Origin of the sequence: Marinobacter goseongensis, from assembly GCF_023156235.1 — a bacterium.
GTDB classification, from domain to species: Bacteria; Pseudomonadota; Gammaproteobacteria; order Pseudomonadales; family Oleiphilaceae; genus Marinobacter; species Marinobacter goseongensis.
Map to the genome: position 1 here is coordinate 121,080 of NZ_JAKZAI010000012.1, position 16,907 is coordinate 137,986.

Below are 16,907 nucleotides of genomic sequence, written 5' to 3' on the forward strand. Positions count from 1 at the left end.
TCGTAGTTTGATTGAGAACATCGAAAACAGCCTGATTCAGGTCGCCAGTGCCTTACCCTGGATGCAGTGGTTGAGCGCCGCGTTCCTGTTGGTTCTGGGCATTATTCTCGGGTCGTTTGCCGCCCGCAGCCTGTCTCGGGTCATGCAGGCGCGGGCGTCGCGGCACCATACGGTGATGTTCCGGCGCCTGGTGTTCTATGTGGTGGTGGCGGTCTTCGCCATGGCCGCTTTGCGAGAGGCGGGTTTTTCACTGGACGTGGTGCTGGGCGCAGCCGGTATCCTGACGGTGGCCATCGGCTTTGCGTCCCAGACCTCGGCCTCAAACATGATCAGCGGTTTGTTCCTGCTGGTGGAGCGTCCGTTCGAGATCGGCGACTTTATCGAGGTTGAGGCCACGGTGGGGGAGGTTATTGGTATTGATATGCTCAGTGTGAAATTGCGCACCACCGACAACCTCTATGTGCGGATTCCCAACGAAACCCTGATCAAGACGCCGGTGGTGAACCGCTCCCGCTTTCCGATCCGTCGTCTCGACCTGACGGTGGGGATTGCCTACGCTGAAGATGTGGAAAAAGTCGAGAAACTGCTCCTGGAGCTGGCCGAACAAAATCCGGCCTGTCTCGAGGAGCCACGGCCTTTTGTGCTGGTGACGTCGTTCGGACCCTCTTCGGTGGATTTGCAGTTTTCGTTCTGGGTCCCGAGAGAGCGTATTCTCGAAGGGCGCAGCAATATGATGGTGGACATCAAGAAAATGCTGGATCAGAAAGGGATCGAAATTCCTTTCCCTCACACCAGTATTTATGCCGGAAGCCATTCCGCGCCATTCAGGGTCGAACTGCTTCGGCCGCAAAGCTCTACCGAAAAGGAACTGCCGGATGCCAACGAAAACGGATAAGCCTGCAACGCCGTCCGCCTACCCGACGCTGGAGGGCAAGATCAACCTTGGCTGGCGGGAATGGGTGGCATTGCCGGATCTGGATATTGGCAGGGTCAAGGCCAAGGTGGATACCGGGGCACGTACCTCGTGCCTGCACACCTTTCGTACCGAGCCCTACACCCTGGACGGTGAGCGCCGGGTGCGGTTCTGGGTCCACCCGGTGCAGAACGATCTCCACCACGTGGTGGAGTGTGACGCCGCGGTGCTGGATGAGCGCAATGTGTCGGATTCCGGCGGTCATCGGGAGCTGCGCCTGGTGATTGAAACCCGGCTGGTGATCGGAGAAGCCGTCTGGCCCATTGAAATGACATTGACCAACCGGGATTCCATGCGATTCCGGATGTTGCTGGGGCGCACTGCCATGGCAGGGCGCTCCCTGGTGTATCCCGAAGCTTCCTATCTCGCCGGCGAGCCGGCCTTAAGGACGACCAAATGAAAATTGCGATTCTGTCGCGCAACCGACATCTCTACTCCACCCGCCGCCTGGTCGAGGAGGGGGTTAACCGGGGCCACGAAGTGCGCGTGATTGACTGCCTGCACTGCTCCATGAACATCACCTCGTCCAACCCGCTGATTCATTACCACGAAGAGGTACTGGAGAATTTTGATGTGGTGGTGCCGCGGATCGGTGCCTCGGTCACTTTCTACGGCACGGCGGTGTTGCGACAGTTCGAGATGATGGGCGTGTTTCCCGTTAACGAATCCGTGGCGATTACCCGCTCCCGGGACAAGCTGCGTTCGCTGCAATTGCTGGCGCGTAAAGGCGTGGGTATGCCGGTGACCGGTTTTGCCAACAAGCCGGATAACGTGCCGGAGCTGCTGAAAATGGTGGGTGGCGCGCCGGTGGTCATCAAGCTGTTGCAAGGCACTCAGGGTATCGGTGTGGTGCTGGCCGAAACCCGCAAGGCCGCGGAAAGTGTGATCGAGGCCTTCATGGGGCTGAAAGCAGACATTCTGGTGCAGGAATTCATCAAGGAAGCCGGTGGTGCGGACATTCGCTGTTTCGTTATCGGCGACAAGGTGATCGCTGCCATGAAACGCCAGGGTGGAGAGGGCGAGTTCCGGTCCAACCTGCACCGGGGCGGCACGGCCTCGCTGGTGCGCATTACCCCGGAAGAGCGTCGCACCGCCATCACAGCGGCAAAAGCGATGGGGTTGAACGTTGCGGGGGTGGATCTGCTGCGCTCCAGCCGCGGCCCGCTGGTGATGGAGGTGAACTCCTCACCGGGCCTGGAAGGCATCGAAAAGGCCACCGGCAAGAACGTGGCGGGCATGATCGTGAGCTGGATCGAGAAGAACCAGCAGCCCTGGAAGACCCGCACCAAAGGGAGAGGTTAACGTGGCGCGTGCCCCCTTCGTGATTGCCGGTACAGAAATCAAGGCCGGTACACGCCAGACGGTGGAAGTGCCGGTAGCCAAGTTGTACACCCACACGCCGCTGCACATTCCGGTCGAAGTAGTGCACGGCCGCCGGGCTGGCCCGGTGCTGATGGTGTGTGGAGCGATCCACGGTGACGAAATTAACGGCGTGGAGATTGTCCGCCGGGTGTTGACCAATTCGGCGCTGCGGCATCTGCGCGGCACCCTGGTGGCGGTGCCCATCGTCAATATTTTCGGTTTTGTACAGCGTACTCGCTATCTGCCGGACCGGCGTGATCTCAACCGCTGCTTCCCCGGCAGTGAAACCGGTTCTCTGGGCGGTCGTATCGCGTACCTGCTGCGCACCCAGATTATGGAGAATGTCTCTCACATAATTGACCTGCACACCGGCGCGATTCACCGTTTCAACTTGCCACAGATCCGTGCCGAGCTGAAAAATCCGGAAACCATCCGCATGGCCGAGGCCTTCGGAGCGCCGATCATTCTCAATGCCGGCCTGCGGGAGGGCAGCCTGCGGGCCTACGCCGACTCCCAGGACATTCCGGTGGTGACGTTCGAGGGCGGTGAAGCGCTGCGATTTGACGACGTGGTGATCTCCAGCGGCGTGAAAGGGGTGATCCGGGTGATGCGCGAGCTGGAAATGATCCCCGCCAAGAAGGGGCCGAAAGCGCCCAGAAAACGTTCGGAAACCGCCGCCAATTCGCAATGGGTGCGCACCGACATCGACGGCATCATGCGCCCGGTGGCGAGCCTCGGCCAGAAGGTTCGCAAGGGGCAGAAGCTGGCCATGGTGGCGGACCCGTTTGGCGAGTCAGAGACGGCGGTGCTGTCACCCTGTTCGGGCATTGTGATCTGTGTGAACAACCTGCCACTGGTGAACGAGGGGGAGGCCATCTACCACGTTGCCCGTTTTGATGAGCTCAGTGAGGCGGAGAAGGCCATGGATTATTTCCGCAGCAGCTACGAGGGTGACGTGGGGGACGACGTGGTCCCGGTGCATCCCTGGGACGATCGTCAGAAGTAACCACGAGGCACATCATGATCTGGGATCAGACCTTTATTGAACTGGCGCCCTTGCCCCGGGGCTTTCACCTGGTAACCAACGAGGTGCTGGCCCAGGCTCCGGATCTGCGCAATTGCGAGGTCGGGCTACTGCAGCTGTTTATCCAGCACACCTCCGCCTCCCTGGCGATCAATGAAAACGCCGATCCGGATGTGCGTGGGGATCTGGAGCGGCATTTCAATGTGATGGTACCGGAGCGGGCGCCCCATTATGTCCATACCCAGGAGGGGCCGGACGACATGCCGGCCCATATAAAAGGCGTACTGATCGGCCCCTCACTGACGATTCCGGTGGCCAACGGCCACCTCGCTCTCGGAACCTGGCAGGGCATTTATCTGTGCGAGCACCGTGAACACGCCGGTGGTCGGCGCATTGTGGCTACGTTGCAGGGCCGATGGTGATGGCGCGCCGGATCAGTCCGGTGACGACACCGCCAGCGTCTGCTGCCCGTCGGATGTTAGCAGCGGCAAGGACACCTCACCCCCGACAGTGACGACCGTGACCGTCAGATCCCGGGAAAATGCCCCGGCAAACGTCGGGTGCTGGCCATACAGCATCAGCACCAGTTGATCGCCACTGTTCAGTCGCTCCGCAATCCCTGTCAATTCAACGTCATGTTCTCCGAAGCCGCGAACGGGCTGAACCTGTTCGTCGATCAGTTCCGGGAGGCTCATGCCCTGTTTGATCACACCCACGCCGACGAATAGAATGGCATCACAGGTGCCGGTCGCAAACACCGGATCGGATTCCTCCATGCAACGCGCCTCAAGATCAGACAGTGGAGCTCCGACTTTGAGGGTGGCGGTGGGAATGCCTGCGATGACACCGTCATTCTCCAGTGTTGTCAGGGGCACAAGGGTGGGCAACAGGCCCGCGACACCGGTCAATGTTGTGACTTCGATGGCCTCACCGAGTATATCGAAGCTGATCGGGAAGCGCGTGCCGCCCACGGTCACCTCAGGAGCGGATACCGCATCACCCGGCGCAAGGGTATAACAGATCTGATCGCCCGTGGTGATGACATTATCGGCATCACCGCGCCCTAAAAGCTTTTCATTGAACCAGGCCACGGCGGCCTGGTTGGCGCTGACGTCGCCACAATTGGTCAGTGTGTTAAGGCCCGCGTTGGGCAACTCCGGCAGTGCCTCGCCATAGAAACCGAGGTTGGCCAGGGTTTCCTGGATCAGGCCCGCATTCGGTGCGAGATAGTGGTGGCTGAACGGATAGGTGAGCAGGCGCACGTCGCCCCCCGCGGCCTTCAGTTCCTTGTAGTTCTCCCAGGCTTCGTTGAACGGAAACAGGCTGTCACGCATGCCCTGGAACATCAGCACGTCGACCGGATAGGGTGGTTTCTGCGGGGTTTTGATGACGTAGCGGCCGTCGCTGGTGATCGGGATCTGGCCGGTGATCGGGTTCAGCAGGTATTCCTGGGTGTTGCCACTGTCGAACAGGACCAGGCCACGCTCGTTTTCCCAGAAATAGCTGGGGCTGTGGTAGTGGACGAAGTCCAGTGCCGGTTCCGGGAAACGGCCTTGCACGATACCCTCCAGCAGCGACGATCGCAGTAGCGGATCCATGGATCCGCTACTGCCGGCATCGCCCGCTACCGACAGGAACGCCAGCCAGTAGTTCTTGGTGACATCGCCCGGGTACAGGCTGTAGGTCAGGTCGTGCCAGGTGATGTGGGGCACCATGGCGTCCATCCGCTGGTCCGGGTCGACGTTGTACAGCAGGTATTGGAAGCCGCCACCATAGCTGCCGCCGATGCTCCCGAGAAGGAGGTTGTCATCACGGTACTTAAGGTAATCGAGATGGGTCTCTGCCCAGTCGACGATCTGGACAAGATCCTCACCCTCGAAATCCGGATCCATGACCCGGATAGTACCGCCGCTTTCGCCATGACCGCGCTGGTCAATACTGATGACGGTGAAGCCCGCGTTGACCAGTGGTGCAATCGGTGCGAGCGGGTCATCCCCCGCTTCGGTGGTGCGCGTGCCGCTGAAGCCGTGACCCTCAAGGATCAGCGGATGTTCGGTACGGCAATCAAACTGGGCAGGTTCGAAGACCTGGAACACGATGGCCGCGCCGTCAACCCGTGAGGGCATTTCTACTCGGTAACTGCGCCCGCCGTTGAGATCCCGTTGCTGGTCACAGGAGGCATGGTCGAGTTCGCTCTGGCTCGCGGTCAGCGGCCGGCTGATGGTTCGTGTGGTCGGCTCGGGATTGCTGGCACGACTGTCGGATTCGCCCTGCACGCTGCTGCCAGGCGTCGGTTCCGGGCTGCTTTCGCCGCCGCCACCGCAGGCAGACAATAATAAGGCACCAGTGCCAATCAACAGGTGTCTGGTCAACTTGTTCATAGTCCCGCCTTTGGTTGTTTTTGTTCGTCGTGCTTACATAATGTGACAAGCGTCACAATACGGTGGCGGTGGGAAATGGGCGATGGCCAAGATGCCTGCGGGGTATGGCCGAAAGGCCAAGCAATTCCGTGGGGGAGGCGTGTGGCCGGGTGTTACCCCGGCCGGGCACGTGATCTAGAGATTGGCTTCGGCGTATTCCGCCAACACCGAACGGGGTACGCCCTGAAGGTGGATGTGACCGCCGTGGCGGAATCCCTTGAAGCGCTCGGTCATGTAGGTCAGTCCCGAACTGAGCGCGCTCAGGTAGGGCGTGTCGATCTGCGCGAGGTTGCCCAGACAGATGACCTTGGAGCCGTTGCCGGCACGGGTGATGATGGTCTTGATCTGATGCGGGGTCAGGTTCTGGGATTCGTCAATAATGATCAGGCTGTGCTGGAAGCTGCGCCCGCGAATGTAGTTCATGGATTTGAAGTGCAGCGGCACCTTGCTGAGAATGTAGTCCACGCTGGCGGTCATGTTCTCGTCGTCCTCGTGGAGCGCCTCGAGGTTGTCGACGATGGCACCCAGCCACGGCTCCATTTTTTCAGCTTCGGTGCCCGGCAGGAAGCCGATGTCCTCATCCAGACCCTGGGTGCTGCGGGTGGCAATGATGCGTTTGTAGAGCTTGCTGGCGACGGTCATTTCAATACACGCCGCCAGCGCCAGGATGGTCTTGCCGGAGCCGGCGGACCCGGTCAGGTTTACCAGATGGATGTCCGGGTCCAGTAGCAGATTCAGGGCCAGGGCCTGGTAGATGTCCCGGGGCACCAGCCCCCAGACCTCCTCGTTCATCAGGTCATGCTGATGCAGGTCGCGAATCACAATCTGGGTGTCCGAGAGATCCGAGACTTTGCCGACAAACCCCAGCTCATCCACCACAAACTCGTTGATGTTAAGTTTGGCCAGATCACCCTCGCGCTTGAGGATGTGCTCGGTGACGCCTTCGCGCTGGATGGTTTCCACCTTTTCAATGGTGTCCCAGAACGAGTTGGCGAACTCCTTGTAGCCCTTGGGTAGCAGATCAATATCGTCGAGGAGTTGATCGTTATGATAATCCTGGGCCTCCACGCCGAAGCCGCGGGCTTTCAGGCGCATGTTGATGTCTTTACTGACCAGGATGATGTCGCGGGATTTGTGCCGGTTCTGAAGCGCCGCAAGCGTGTTGATGATCTTGTTGTCGTTGAGGTGTTCGGGCAGTGCATGATTGCCCTGCTGCTCGGTGCTCATCAGGATGGAAAGCGCTCCCAGCGGCGTTGCTTTCTTGCCGCGGACAATGGGAACGCCTTTCTCGATGTCTTTCGGGCTGGCGTCGCCAAGCAATTTGTCGATGTTACGGATGGCCTGGCGACAGTCGGCCGCTACCGCCTGTTTGCCGGATTTCAGGCTGTCGAGCTCTTCGAGGACCGTCATCGGGATGATGACATCGTGTTCTTCAAAATTCAGGAGGGCATTCGGATCGTGAATCAGGACGTTGGTGTCGAGAACGTACATCTTTCGGCGAGCTTGCGATGCTCCTGGCATAAGGTGCGTTACCTCTCTGGTGGCTCGATCGTTTCAGGCACAGCGGCTGGTGAATTCCTTATCGGATATCAGTTTTAACATGTCGTAAGTGGTTATGATACCAGTGATTTTGTCGTCTTTTGTAACGAAAATCCGATGCAGGTGTTCGCGCATCATGATATCAGCAATCTCTCGCACCGGCGTTTGCTCATCAACGGACAGCACGCTGGGGGTCATGATGTCGCGCACCTCCACCGGGACCTTGCCCATTTCCTCGAAGATTGCCATGCGCAGGCGGCGGGCCTCCTGCTGTTCGTCGGCTGTCAGGTGGGGCTTGGAGCCTTGATCGGTGTCCTGACGACTGGCGTTCCAGCGAAATTCGGTGATGTCCTTCAGGGTCGCGATGCCGACAATTTCGCCGGTGTCATCTGTCACCGGGCTGCCGGTGATCTCGTTGTCGGTGAGGAAGCGGGCCAGTTTGTCCATCGTCCATGATTGCGGTACGGCCTTGATGCTGGGAGTCATGATCTCGTAAGCGAGAACAGTCATTTACCGGGTCCTGTTCTGTTAAAGGGTCCATTTCAACAGAGCTTATCCTGTCCGTTGCGGCTAGTCATCCCCCGATTGCTTCGGGGGGGCCACGCCGGTTAACTCGCCGTTGTCGTCATACACCAGGGAGAAGCCCTGATAGCGCTCCTTGCGGGTCACCCGCTCCAGTTGTTCCATCGAGCGCACGGGAATGTCCACCAGCAGGCTATTGACCAGCCATCCGGGAATGGCACCATTGGGGTCGGTGTGCTGCACCCAGACCATGCGGGTCTTGTCGTTTTCCGGAACAAACCGATACAGGGTGTCGGAGCGGTCCACGCGAACATGGCCGTCTACCTCATCCCGGCGATCGGGAATGGCATTGAGGTCCATGACGATTTCACCACTGGCCTGATTACCGTGGGTGCGGATGCGCAGGACGTAATCCCGATCGGTCACCGGCCAGGGCATGTTGTTCACGGAGTAAGCGTAGCGGTCATGAAAGTCGCCATCCCCGAAGGCCCCGGATTCCGTGCAGTTGTGCACCCACTCCACGCAGGATTCGGGGTTCACCATTACTGCCATCAGGTTTTCGATGGGTGTGTCCATCACGGCCTCAGCTTTGAATGCCTCGAAGCTGGAGTCGCTCTGCTCGATGGTGTAAACGCGGATGTTGTCGGTTTCTTTGCGCAGGGTCCAGCCGTCGGCATCCTCCGCGGGCAGGTCAGCCCGCACTGCCGCCGGTGCAACAACGCAGAGGGTCATGCCGGTAAGCAGCGCGCCAAAGCGGGTGGCCCAGCCCGAATTGCCTTGGGCTCTCAGGTTACGCATAGAGTACACTTCCTTGAAGAGGGTGCCCTGAGTCTATCATGGGCATTTACAGGGGCGTGCTGCCGGATCCAGGGTTTGTGAACTGGGTAGCTGCCTGTAAATCCACGGCTTGAAATTGGCCTGAATTGACGATGAAAACGACCGAAACCAAGTTGATTGATGACCGGGGGCGGGTGCGCACGGGGGTGTTCGCCGAGCCGGTGGATCACATCAATTACCGGGATTACGATTTGCGCACCACCATGGACAAGCCGCGCTCGGGGCTGGCGCGGCGCTGGCGCTTCAATCAGTTCCAGTTTGTCAGTGTGATGTCCGACAACTGGCTGTTTGGTCTCGCCATTGTGGATCTCAAGCTGGTCAGCACCGGGTTTTTCTATCTCTACGACTTTGAAACCGGCGACATGTTCGAGCAATCCCTGACCCAGCCCCTTGCCCGGGGCACGGTCATGGCGCCATATCCGGAGCGGGGTGAGGCCGGTTTCGCCGCCAGGGGCACGAGTCTGCGCATCCTGCCATATGTGGGTGGGCGCAACATCCGTGTTTCCGCCGGTGACACCGTGCAAGCCGACATTGAACTTAACGGCGACCATGACCCTCTCAGGCTTGCCAGTCCGGCCGGTTATAGCGGTTGGGTGTTCACCCGCAAGTCTGCCGGGTTGTTGGCCAGTGGCCAGATACGCTGGGGCGACCGTATCTGGCGCTGCGACGAGCGTACTCGCGGCACTGTCGACTGGAGTTGCGGGTTCATGCGCCGTGAAACCGCCTGGAACTGGGCGTGCCTTGCCGGCTGTCTGGCTGACGGCACACCGGTGGGGTTGAATCTGGCCACCGGGGTGAACGAATCGGGCATGACCGAGAACGCCCTGTGGCTGAACGGTGAATGCATCAAGCTGGATTTTGCCCGTTTCGAGTTCGACCGTTATGACCCCACGGCCACCTGGCGGGTTGCGACCAGCGATGGCCGGGTGGATCTGCGATTTGTGCCCTCCGGTGTCCGCAAGGAACGGCTGAATGCCTGGGTGCTGGCGTCCAACTTTCGCCAGTATGCCGGTACGTTCGAAGGGGTATTGGTGGACAACAGTGGCAAAAAAATCCCCGTAGCCGGGCTACGGGGATTGATCGAGGACCATTTCGCCCGCTGGTAGCCAGCGGGTGAGATGAGGGTGGTCAGCTCTCCGGCAGTGTGACGTTCAGTTCCAGCACCGAACAGCTGTCGTTGCGGTCTACTTCCACCTGGACCATGTCATCACTGATCTGCACGTATTTTCGAATGACCGCCAGCAGCTCCTGCTGCAACTGGGGCAGGTAGTCCGGCTGGTCACGCTGGCCCCGCTCATGGGCGACAATGATCTGCAGGCGTTCTTTGGCAACGCTGGCGGTGTTGTTGCTTTTCTTGCTCTTGAAGTAATCGAGGAGCCTCATTCCTTAGTCCCCCTTGAACATCCGTGAGAAGAAACCTTTCTTCTGGGCGCTCATGAAGCGGTGTTCCCGCTCCTCACCCAGCAGGCGTGCAACCGCGTCATCGTAGGCCTGGCCGGCGTCGCTTTCGGCTTCCAGAATCACCGGCAGCCCCTGGTTCGAGGCGTTCAGCACGATCTGGCTTTCCGGGATCACGCCCAGCAGCGGAATGGCGAGGATCTCTTCCACGTCAGCCACCGACAGCATTTCGCCTTTCTCCACCCGTGACGGGTTGTAGCGGGTCAGCAGCAGATTTTCTTTGACCGGGTCCTGGCCCATCTCCGCGCGCCGGGATTTGCTCTGCAGAATGCCCAGGATGCGGTCGGAGTCCCGCACCGAGGAGACTTCGGGGTTAGTGACCACGATGGCCTCGTCGGCATAGTACAGTGCCATCAGAGCGCCATGCTCGATGCCGGCGGGCGAGTCACAGACGATGTAGTCGAACGTTTCCGACAGTTCATTGATGACTTTTTCGACGCCTTCCCGGGTCAGTGCCTCTTTCTCACGGGTCTGGGACGCCGGCAGAATGTAGAGGGTGTCCACGCGTTTGTCGCGGATCAGCGCCTGGTTGAGAGAGGCTTCGCCCTGGATGACGTTGACGAAGTCATACACCACCCGGCGCTCGCAGTTCATGATGAGATCAAGGTTGCGCAGGCCCACGTCAAAATCGATAACCACGGTTTTATGGCCGCGCTTGGCCAGACCCGTGCTGATTGAAGCGCTGGTGGTAGTTTTGCCTACGCCACCCTTTCCTGAGGTAACGACAATGATTCTAGCCAAGGTTACATTCCTGTTTCGCAGTGGATTCGTCGTTTATGCCGAAAACATCCGGTCGTTATAGTGTGATCAGGCCCGTTCCAGTGGTGTAACCACCAGCAGATCATCCCTGAGCTGGATCTGTACGGCAGTTTTCCAGCCGTGATCCTGAAGATCCTCGGAGATTTTATAGTGTCCGGCGATGGACACAAGCTCCGCCTCCAGCGACTGACAGAAAACCCGCGCTGACTGTGCACCGTGAATGCCTGCCAGAGCACGGCCTCGCAGCGGACCATAGACGTGGATATTACCCGCCGCCAACACTTCGGCACCAGCCTGAACCGGGGCCAGAATGATCAGATCGCCTTCCGGGGCGTAAACCTGCTGGCCCGAGCGCACCGGCTGGCTGATGATGCGGGCGGGTGCCGGCTCGGCAGGCGCCGCTGCAACCGGGGCGGCGACTTCGGCCTCGGTGGGTTCGTTGGCGGCGGTGGCGTTGCTGTCCGCAGTGTCCACCTGACGGTCTCTCTGGCTGCCGCCGGGCAGCAGAGCCAGTGCTGCGCCCCGCGCCATCCGGCGCTGGTCGTCATTGCCACCTCGCACGCCGATCACATGGATGTTGTGGCGGCGGCAGGTACCAATGATCTTGAAGAAGTCCAGCTCGCTGCTCAGGCCCTCGTACTTTTCCAGGCTGATGATCAGCGGGATGTCTTTGAAGAACCCCGGGGCCTGGCTGATCTTGTCCCGCAGGGTGTCCTCGAATTCGTCGTTCTCGAAATAATAGAGCTCCAGGGCTGTCATGGACACGCTGGCGCTTTTCAGTTGAAAGCAGTGTTGTACCCCTGAGGTGGCGGTATCGCTCATGAATGGCTCTCTTCCTTCGGATCGTTCCGTGCGCCGGCAGGATGTGCGCGAAGGGGAGCGCCTTCAAAGCGGATGCCGGACCAACCGGTGCTGATGAACTGGCGAATGTTACCATGACTGTCGCCGGTGGGGTCGTTCAGTACCTGTTGGTAATGTTGCGAGAACAGGCTCAGGGTATCGGCCTCATTCAGGTTGCAATACTGCCCGAGGGCAAATACCCGGCACGAACCGGCGTTTTCGCCCGCTGCGTTACACAGCGGCCCGTTGTGAAAGCCGACCGGCTGATAGTCGAAATGGCGCTCGATCAGGGCCAGGGTATCGTCGAAATCGGCATGGCCCGCCGCGAGTGACGCCAGGTGAATCCTCACCGCCTCGTTTGCGTTCATTATTTGTGGTCCTGCTTGGGGCCTTTCTGATACAGCGCTTTCCACTCTTCATAGGGCATGCCGTAAATCAGCTCGCGGGCCTGAGGATCGGACAGTTCAAAACCCCGCTCTTCAGCCTCGGCCCGATACCACTTGGACAGGCAGTTACGACAGAATCCGGCCAGGTTCATCAGGTCGAGGTTCTGCACCTCGGTGTGATCGCGCAGGTGATTAACCAGGCGGCGGAAGGCGGCGGCCTCGATTTCGGTCTGGGATGGTTCGGGGATAGGATGTGTCATAGTCACTCGCTCGTTGGCTTCGGAGATCCTGACATTCTCGGCATGTTACCGTAAGATACAAGGCTGTATATATGTACAGATTGTGGACCCGAGTTGTTGCCAATGCGCCAGCGCAAGATCATACATGTGGATTGCGACTGCTTTTACGCTGCCGTGGAGATGCGGGACGACCCCTCGCTGAGGGAGGTTCCCCTCGCTGTGGGTGGCGAGGGCGGTCGCGGGGTGGTGACCACGTGCAATTACCGGGCCCGGGCATTCGGTGTGCGTTCCGCCATGCCCGGCGGTGAGGCGCGCCGGCTCTGCCCCGGCCTGGTCACCGTGCCACCGGACATGGCACGGTACCGGGCTGTGTCGCAACAGGTCATGGCCATTCTGCGGGAGCTGACCGACCTGGTTGAGCCCTTGTCGCTCGACGAGGCATTTCTGGATGTCAGCGATGTCGCCGATCATCAGGGCAGCGCTACCCTGATGGCACGGTACCTGCGCCGGCGGGTGCGGGAGGAAGTCGGTATCACCATTTCTGCCGGTGTGGCTCCCAATAAATTTCTGGCGAAGATCGCCAGCGACTGGGAAAAACCGGACGGCCTGTTCGTGATTCGCCCTCAGGATGTGGATGGCTTTGTGGCCCAGCTGCCGGTGGAAAAGCTGTTCGGCGTGGGGCAGGTCACGGCGGGCAAGCTGCACGGTCTGGGGGTGGCGACCTGTGGCGACCTGCAGGCCATTGGCGCGGACGTGTTGATGGACCGTTTTGGCAAGCAGGGTTACCGGTTGCACGAGATGGCGTTCGGTCGGGATGAGCGCCAGGTGGTGGTGTCCCGCATCGCCAAGTCCCTGAGCGTGGAGCGCACCTTCTCCCAGGACCTGCCGGACAAGGCCGCCTGTGAAACGGTGATGGCGTCGCTGGTGGCGGATCTGAATCTGCGGCTGGGTCGCAAGGCCCGCAACAAGCCGATTCACAAGCTGTTCATCAAGATTCGCTACAGCGACTTTTCCACCCACACGCTGGAGCGGGTGAGGGAGCAGGTGCAGCAGCCCGCCATGGAAGACTTCCGCCCTTTGCTGGACGAACTGGTCACAGACACCGAGCGGCCGGTCAGGTTGCTGGGACTGGGGGTGAGGTTCCGCAACGATGAGTCCCCAATCACCCAATTAAGGCTTTTTGACTGAATCAGGTCAGTGGGCAAACAGGGCGAGGACAGCGGGTGCGAATCCGGCCACCGCCAGTGCCCCAAGACACCCGCCGATGAGCGCGCCGGCTGCCACATCACTGGGGTAGTGCAGGCCAAGAATAACCCGTGATGCCGCAACACTGAGGGTGAACGGCAAGACCAGCCAGAACAGGCCTGGTGCCATCAGTGCCAGCAAGGTGGTGAAGCACACCGCGTGCAGGGTGTGGCCTGATGGAAAACTGTACCGGTCCAGAGGCGGTGTACCGCAGTTGATGGTCGGGAATGAGATGAAAGGGCGCTCGCGGATCAGCCAGCGTTTGAGCAGTTTGTAAGTGATGGTACAGATCAGTCCCGTGGCCACCATCAGCAATGCCATGGCCAGCCCGTCGTCGGGGCGGAGCACGGGCATGGCGAGGATCAGCGCGTACCATAACCAGCCGTCACCCAGGCGGCTGACCAGCTGGAAATACCCCTGCACCGGCCGGAATCTCAGGCTACGGTTGATCGCCTGGCACAGCGCGTATTCACGCTGATCGACCAGGTTAAAGAAGCGAGACGCTCTGGTTGTCGATGGCATGGCAGTTGGCCTTTGTTGGCTGATTGAATACCAGTTGTTCGAACTGCTCGATCTGGCTGGCCCAGTTCAGTTCCAGGGCGTCCAGACGGGCCTGGGCGCGAATACGATTCAGCAATGTGGGCTGGTCGGCCAGGCGCAGTGCGTTGTCCACGAACGCTTCGTCGTCGTGCAGTGGAGCCTTCATGCCGTTCACCTCCTGGCGGATGTGTTCGCTGGCGGCAGCGTCGTCGAAGGCCACCACACCAAGACCGCTGGCCATGGCTTCGGTCACCACATTGCCGAAGGTGTCGGTTTTGCTGGGGAACAGAAAGATGTCCCCTGAGGCGTAGTGGCGTGCCAGATCCTCGCCCCGACGGGTGCCGCAGAACACGTAATCCGGGTGGCGTGCGGTGAGCTGCTTGCGCAGCGGACCATCACCCACCAGGATGAATTTCGCCTGGGGGTGCAGGCTGCGGATGCGCTCGAAACAGGCGGCGGCCATCTGAAGATTTTTTTCTGATGCCAGCCGGCCGACGTAGAGCACCGCCCGGTCATTGCCCTTGAGGCCCCATTGCTCGCGTAGGGCGTCGTCCCGTTTGTGAGGGGTGAAGCGGTGGCAGTCGACGCCGCGGCTCCAGAGGCCGGTGGGCTCTATGCCCATGCCACTGACTACTTGTTGCATTTTCTGCGTTGGCACCAGGGTAATGGCGGTACGATTGTGGAACCACCGACCGTAGGCGCACAGCAGTTTTTCCAACCAACCGGCACCGTAGTAGCGGCTGTAGGCGTGAAAGTTGGTGTGAAAGCCCGAACTCACGGGAATGCCCAGGCGTCGGGCGGCGGTGACAGCCGCCACGCCGAGCGGGCCCTGGGTTGCCACATACAGGGCGTCCGGTCGTTGCCTCCGCCAGCGCCGGGTCAGCGAGCCGGCGCTGGCAAGCCCGAAGCGAAGATCCGGGTAGCCGGGCAGTGGCAAGCCGCTGACCACCTGTTCGGCGGAAAACAGCTGGTCACCAACCTGGGCGCACGCTCCTTTGCGTTCGTGGCGCTGGCGCGGGCGGATGACGGTGACCTGATGCCCTCGTTGCAGCAACCCCTGGCAGAGGTGTCTCAAGGTGTTCGCCACGCCGTTGATTTCCGGAGGAAAGGTTTCCGAAACGATGGTAATGTGGCTGTTCCGCCTGACGGCTGTGGGTGCTGTGGTCACGGTGCTTCCTGTGTGTCCCTGAGTCATGCTTCCACTATGGGAAGTCCTTGTGACAGTTCTGCGACAGCCCCATGACAATCTGTTTACCTTTTGATCAGTTCAACCGGAGATCCCATGGAAAAGCGCAAGCTCGGACACAGCGATATCGATGTCAGCCTGATCTGCCTCGGCACCATGACCTGGGGGGAGCAAAATACGGAGCAGGAAGCTTTCCAGCAATTGGACATGGCTATCGATCATGGCGTGAACTTTATTGATGCTGCAGAGATGGAATGGTGATATTGATACTGGGTTTGTATCCTTGGCTTCCAAATACTTGTTTTAAAATAAAAAAATTCTATGTGAAAAAAATGGTTGTATTTTTTTGAATTCGAAATAGTATGGTGTCATAGTTTATAAAAGTTGAATTAAAATGAGACGTGGATTTGCTAGGAAAAACTATATTGTTCTTCATGACGACGGGCGGATTCACTATCCATTCTCGAAGTACATTACTGAGAGCTACACAAACCCCCATACAAGAGAGTTAGTAGCTCAGAGCCTAGAGTGCTTTTATCGTTTCTGCATCGCTTACCAGGTGGAATTGCTCAATCGAGCAAGTGAAGGGAGAGCCTTAACACATGGAGAACTCAGAGATTTAGTGGATCTATGCTACAGACCTCTTGATGAGATAAAGGCTTTGTCCGGTAAAAAAATGGCCTCGATGTTGAGTCCAAAAGCGAGGAAAACCACAAGAGAACTATCGCATTCAGTTGAGCCTAACACCGCGAGAAAGCGTCTCCACCAGATTGCAGAATACCTGACCTATTACTTCGAGGTGTTCTTAGAACCAAATGTTCGATCGCACGCTCTTCGCGACCAGCTAAGGCACGAATACCTAAAGGTGACATCACGGCTTAAGAAAGCCGTTGGAGGAACGAAACAGAGTCATCACTTGGCAATCCAGAGCCTTCCAACAGACAAGTATTTAAAAATAATCGAAGAAGTTTTTTTAAGGCCCGATAAGCTCTTTAAAACAGCTGGTGGTAAAACGTCAAGGACGGTCATGAGAGATCGAGCCATGACACTTCTCGCCTGTGAAGGTCTGAGACCAGGAACTATAGGAAACGTGGCAATCTCTGACTTTCGTCCACAGTCTGGCCATCTCGTGATTAAAGACAATAGACACAGGCGAACAGAAAGAGTGAGCACGGGAACACCTAAACTCAAGATGGGTGATAGCACGAAAATAAATCATGCAAGTGAAACAATGATTAGTCTGTGGCCTTTTACTGTGCAGGCATTACAGGAATACATCGATACTGAGCGAAAAAACGTGCTCCTGAGAGGGCTAAAGAATCGAAGCTCTGGTTTTTTGTTTCTCACAAGAGAAGGTGAGCCTGTAAAGCACCGTTCAAGCTTTACAGTTATGTTCCACCGTCTCGGGAAGAGAATGCGAGACTTGGGGCTGTTGGATGTGGACGATGACCCCTACTTCTATGAGCAGCCAAAGTACGATTTTTACTCATACGTATTGCGGTAAGCGTTCATTCCAGGACGTCCTGCCACCCGGCTGAAAATCGCCCTACAGTAACCTCACATTTTTCAACACGAGG

General features: G+C 58.7%; 19 protein-coding genes and 1 pseudogene. 9 read left to right on the plus strand and 11 right to left on the minus strand.

The window, feature by feature from the left end; all coding sequences use genetic code 11:
* Window positions 1-7 precede the first annotated feature (7 nt).
* From MLC70_RS12620 to MLC70_RS12640, 5 genes are read left to right on the plus strand one after another with little or no spacing between them, the layout of a single operon-like run.
* Window positions 8-895, plus strand: a complete 888-nt coding sequence (locus MLC70_RS12620; protein WP_248184241.1) for a mechanosensitive ion channel family protein — start codon at window positions 8-10, stop codon at window positions 893-895.
* A complete protein-coding gene (locus tag MLC70_RS12625) occupies window positions 876-1,373 on the plus strand; it encodes an ATP-dependent zinc protease family protein (protein WP_248184242.1) in 498 nt (165 codons plus the stop codon). The genes MLC70_RS12620 and MLC70_RS12625 overlap by 20 nt, the downstream gene beginning before the upstream one ends.
* Complete coding sequence (rimK, locus tag MLC70_RS12630; RefSeq protein ID WP_248184244.1) at window positions 1,370-2,275, plus strand: 30S ribosomal protein S6--L-glutamate ligase; 906 nt, start codon at window positions 1,370-1,372, stop codon at window positions 2,273-2,275. The genes MLC70_RS12625 and rimK overlap by 4 nt, the downstream gene beginning before the upstream one ends.
* A 1-nt stretch (window position 2,276) precedes the next feature.
* Window positions 2,277-3,341, plus strand: coding sequence for a succinylglutamate desuccinylase/aspartoacylase family protein (locus MLC70_RS12635; protein ID WP_248184245.1), 1,065 nt, complete (start codon window positions 2,277-2,279; stop codon window positions 3,339-3,341).
* A gap of 14 nt (window positions 3,342-3,355) precedes the next feature.
* Window positions 3,356-3,781, plus strand: coding sequence for a secondary thiamine-phosphate synthase enzyme YjbQ (locus MLC70_RS12640; protein ID WP_248184249.1), 426 nt, complete (start codon window positions 3,356-3,358; stop codon window positions 3,779-3,781).
* 12 nt (window positions 3,782-3,793) lie between these two features.
* Here MLC70_RS12640 and MLC70_RS12645 read toward each other — a convergent pair whose 3' ends face one another.
* From MLC70_RS12645 to MLC70_RS12660, 4 genes are all read right to left on the minus strand, one after another.
* The gene (locus tag MLC70_RS12645) at window positions 3,794-5,740 is read right to left on the minus strand and encodes an alpha/beta hydrolase (protein ID WP_248184251.1); all 1,947 of its coding nucleotides are present in this window, start codon (window positions 5,738-5,740) and stop codon (window positions 3,794-3,796) included.
* A gap of 174 nt (window positions 5,741-5,914) precedes the next feature.
* Window positions 5,915-7,270, minus strand: coding sequence for a PhoH family protein (locus MLC70_RS12650; RefSeq protein ID WP_248184292.1), 1,356 nt, complete (start codon window positions 7,268-7,270; stop codon window positions 5,915-5,917).
* 63 nt (window positions 7,271-7,333) lie between these two features.
* A complete protein-coding gene (locus tag MLC70_RS12655; RefSeq protein WP_248184253.1) occupies window positions 7,334-7,828 on the minus strand; it encodes a CBS domain-containing protein in 495 nt (164 codons plus the stop codon).
* Between the two features lie 60 nt (window positions 7,829-7,888).
* Window positions 7,889-8,638 carry an START domain-containing protein gene (locus MLC70_RS12660; RefSeq protein WP_248184254.1) on the minus strand — a complete coding sequence of 250 codons (750 nt, stop codon included), beginning with the start codon at window positions 8,636-8,638 and terminating at the stop codon, window positions 7,889-7,891.
* Between the two features lie 131 nt (window positions 8,639-8,769).
* On the opposite strand from MLC70_RS12660, the gene MLC70_RS12665 reads away from it, so the two are divergent.
* Window positions 8,770-9,783: a DUF2804 domain-containing protein gene (locus MLC70_RS12665; protein WP_248184255.1), complete on the plus strand. Its 1,014-nt coding sequence runs from the start codon at window positions 8,770-8,772 to the stop codon at window positions 9,781-9,783.
* A 22-nt stretch (window positions 9,784-9,805) separates the two neighbouring features.
* On the opposite strand, the gene minE is transcribed toward MLC70_RS12665, so the two are convergent.
* From minE to MLC70_RS12690, 5 genes are all read right to left on the minus strand, one after another.
* Window positions 9,806-10,060 (minus strand): cell division topological specificity factor MinE, encoded by a 255-nt coding sequence (minE, locus tag MLC70_RS12670; RefSeq protein WP_248184256.1) that lies wholly within the window; start codon window positions 10,058-10,060, stop codon window positions 9,806-9,808.
* A gap of 3 nt (window positions 10,061-10,063) precedes the next feature.
* Window positions 10,064-10,876, minus strand: coding sequence for a septum site-determining protein MinD (gene minD / locus MLC70_RS12675; RefSeq protein WP_248184259.1), 813 nt, complete (start codon window positions 10,874-10,876; stop codon window positions 10,064-10,066).
* 66 nt (window positions 10,877-10,942) lie between these two features.
* Entirely contained in the window at window positions 10,943-11,716 is a 774-nt protein-coding gene (minC, locus tag MLC70_RS12680) for a septum site-determining protein MinC (RefSeq protein WP_248184262.1), read from the minus strand.
* Window positions 11,713-12,102: a HopJ type III effector protein gene (locus MLC70_RS12685; RefSeq protein WP_248184263.1), complete on the minus strand. Its 390-nt coding sequence runs from the start codon at window positions 12,100-12,102 to the stop codon at window positions 11,713-11,715. The genes minC and MLC70_RS12685 overlap by 4 nt, the downstream gene beginning before the upstream one ends.
* Window positions 12,102-12,380, minus strand: a complete 279-nt coding sequence (locus tag MLC70_RS12690) for a DUF1244 domain-containing protein (protein WP_248184266.1) — start codon at window positions 12,378-12,380, stop codon at window positions 12,102-12,104. Before MLC70_RS12690 ends, MLC70_RS12685 begins: the two co-directional genes overlap by 1 nt.
* 102 nt (window positions 12,381-12,482) lie before the next feature.
* Between MLC70_RS12690 and dinB the strand changes: the two genes are divergently transcribed.
* A complete protein-coding gene (dinB, locus tag MLC70_RS12695) occupies window positions 12,483-13,547 on the plus strand; it encodes a DNA polymerase IV (protein ID WP_248184269.1) in 1,065 nt (354 codons plus the stop codon).
* Window positions 13,548-13,553: 6 nt separating this feature from the next.
* Here the strand turns inward: dinB and MLC70_RS12700 are convergent, their stop codons facing one another.
* Together MLC70_RS12700 and MLC70_RS12705 are read right to left on the minus strand one after the other, a co-directional pair.
* The gene (locus tag MLC70_RS12700) at window positions 13,554-14,126 is read right to left on the minus strand and encodes a phosphatase PAP2 family protein (protein WP_248184272.1); all 573 of its coding nucleotides are present in this window, start codon (window positions 14,124-14,126) and stop codon (window positions 13,554-13,556) included.
* Window positions 14,092-15,339 (minus strand): glycosyltransferase family 4 protein, encoded by a 1,248-nt coding sequence (locus MLC70_RS12705; protein WP_248184273.1) that lies wholly within the window; start codon window positions 15,337-15,339, stop codon window positions 14,092-14,094. Before MLC70_RS12705 ends, MLC70_RS12700 begins: the two co-directional genes overlap by 35 nt.
* 87 nt (window positions 15,340-15,426) lie before the next feature.
* On the opposite strand from MLC70_RS12705, the pseudogene MLC70_RS12710 reads away from it, so the two are divergent.
* Window positions 15,427-15,582, plus strand: a pseudogene (locus tag MLC70_RS12710) (aldo/keto reductase); the annotation flags it as partial.
* A 142-nt stretch (window positions 15,583-15,724) separates the two neighbouring features.
* Window positions 15,725-16,834, plus strand: coding sequence for a site-specific integrase (locus MLC70_RS12715; RefSeq protein ID WP_248184275.1), 1,110 nt, complete (start codon window positions 15,725-15,727; stop codon window positions 16,832-16,834).
* Window positions 16,835-16,907: the final 73 nt, after the last annotated feature.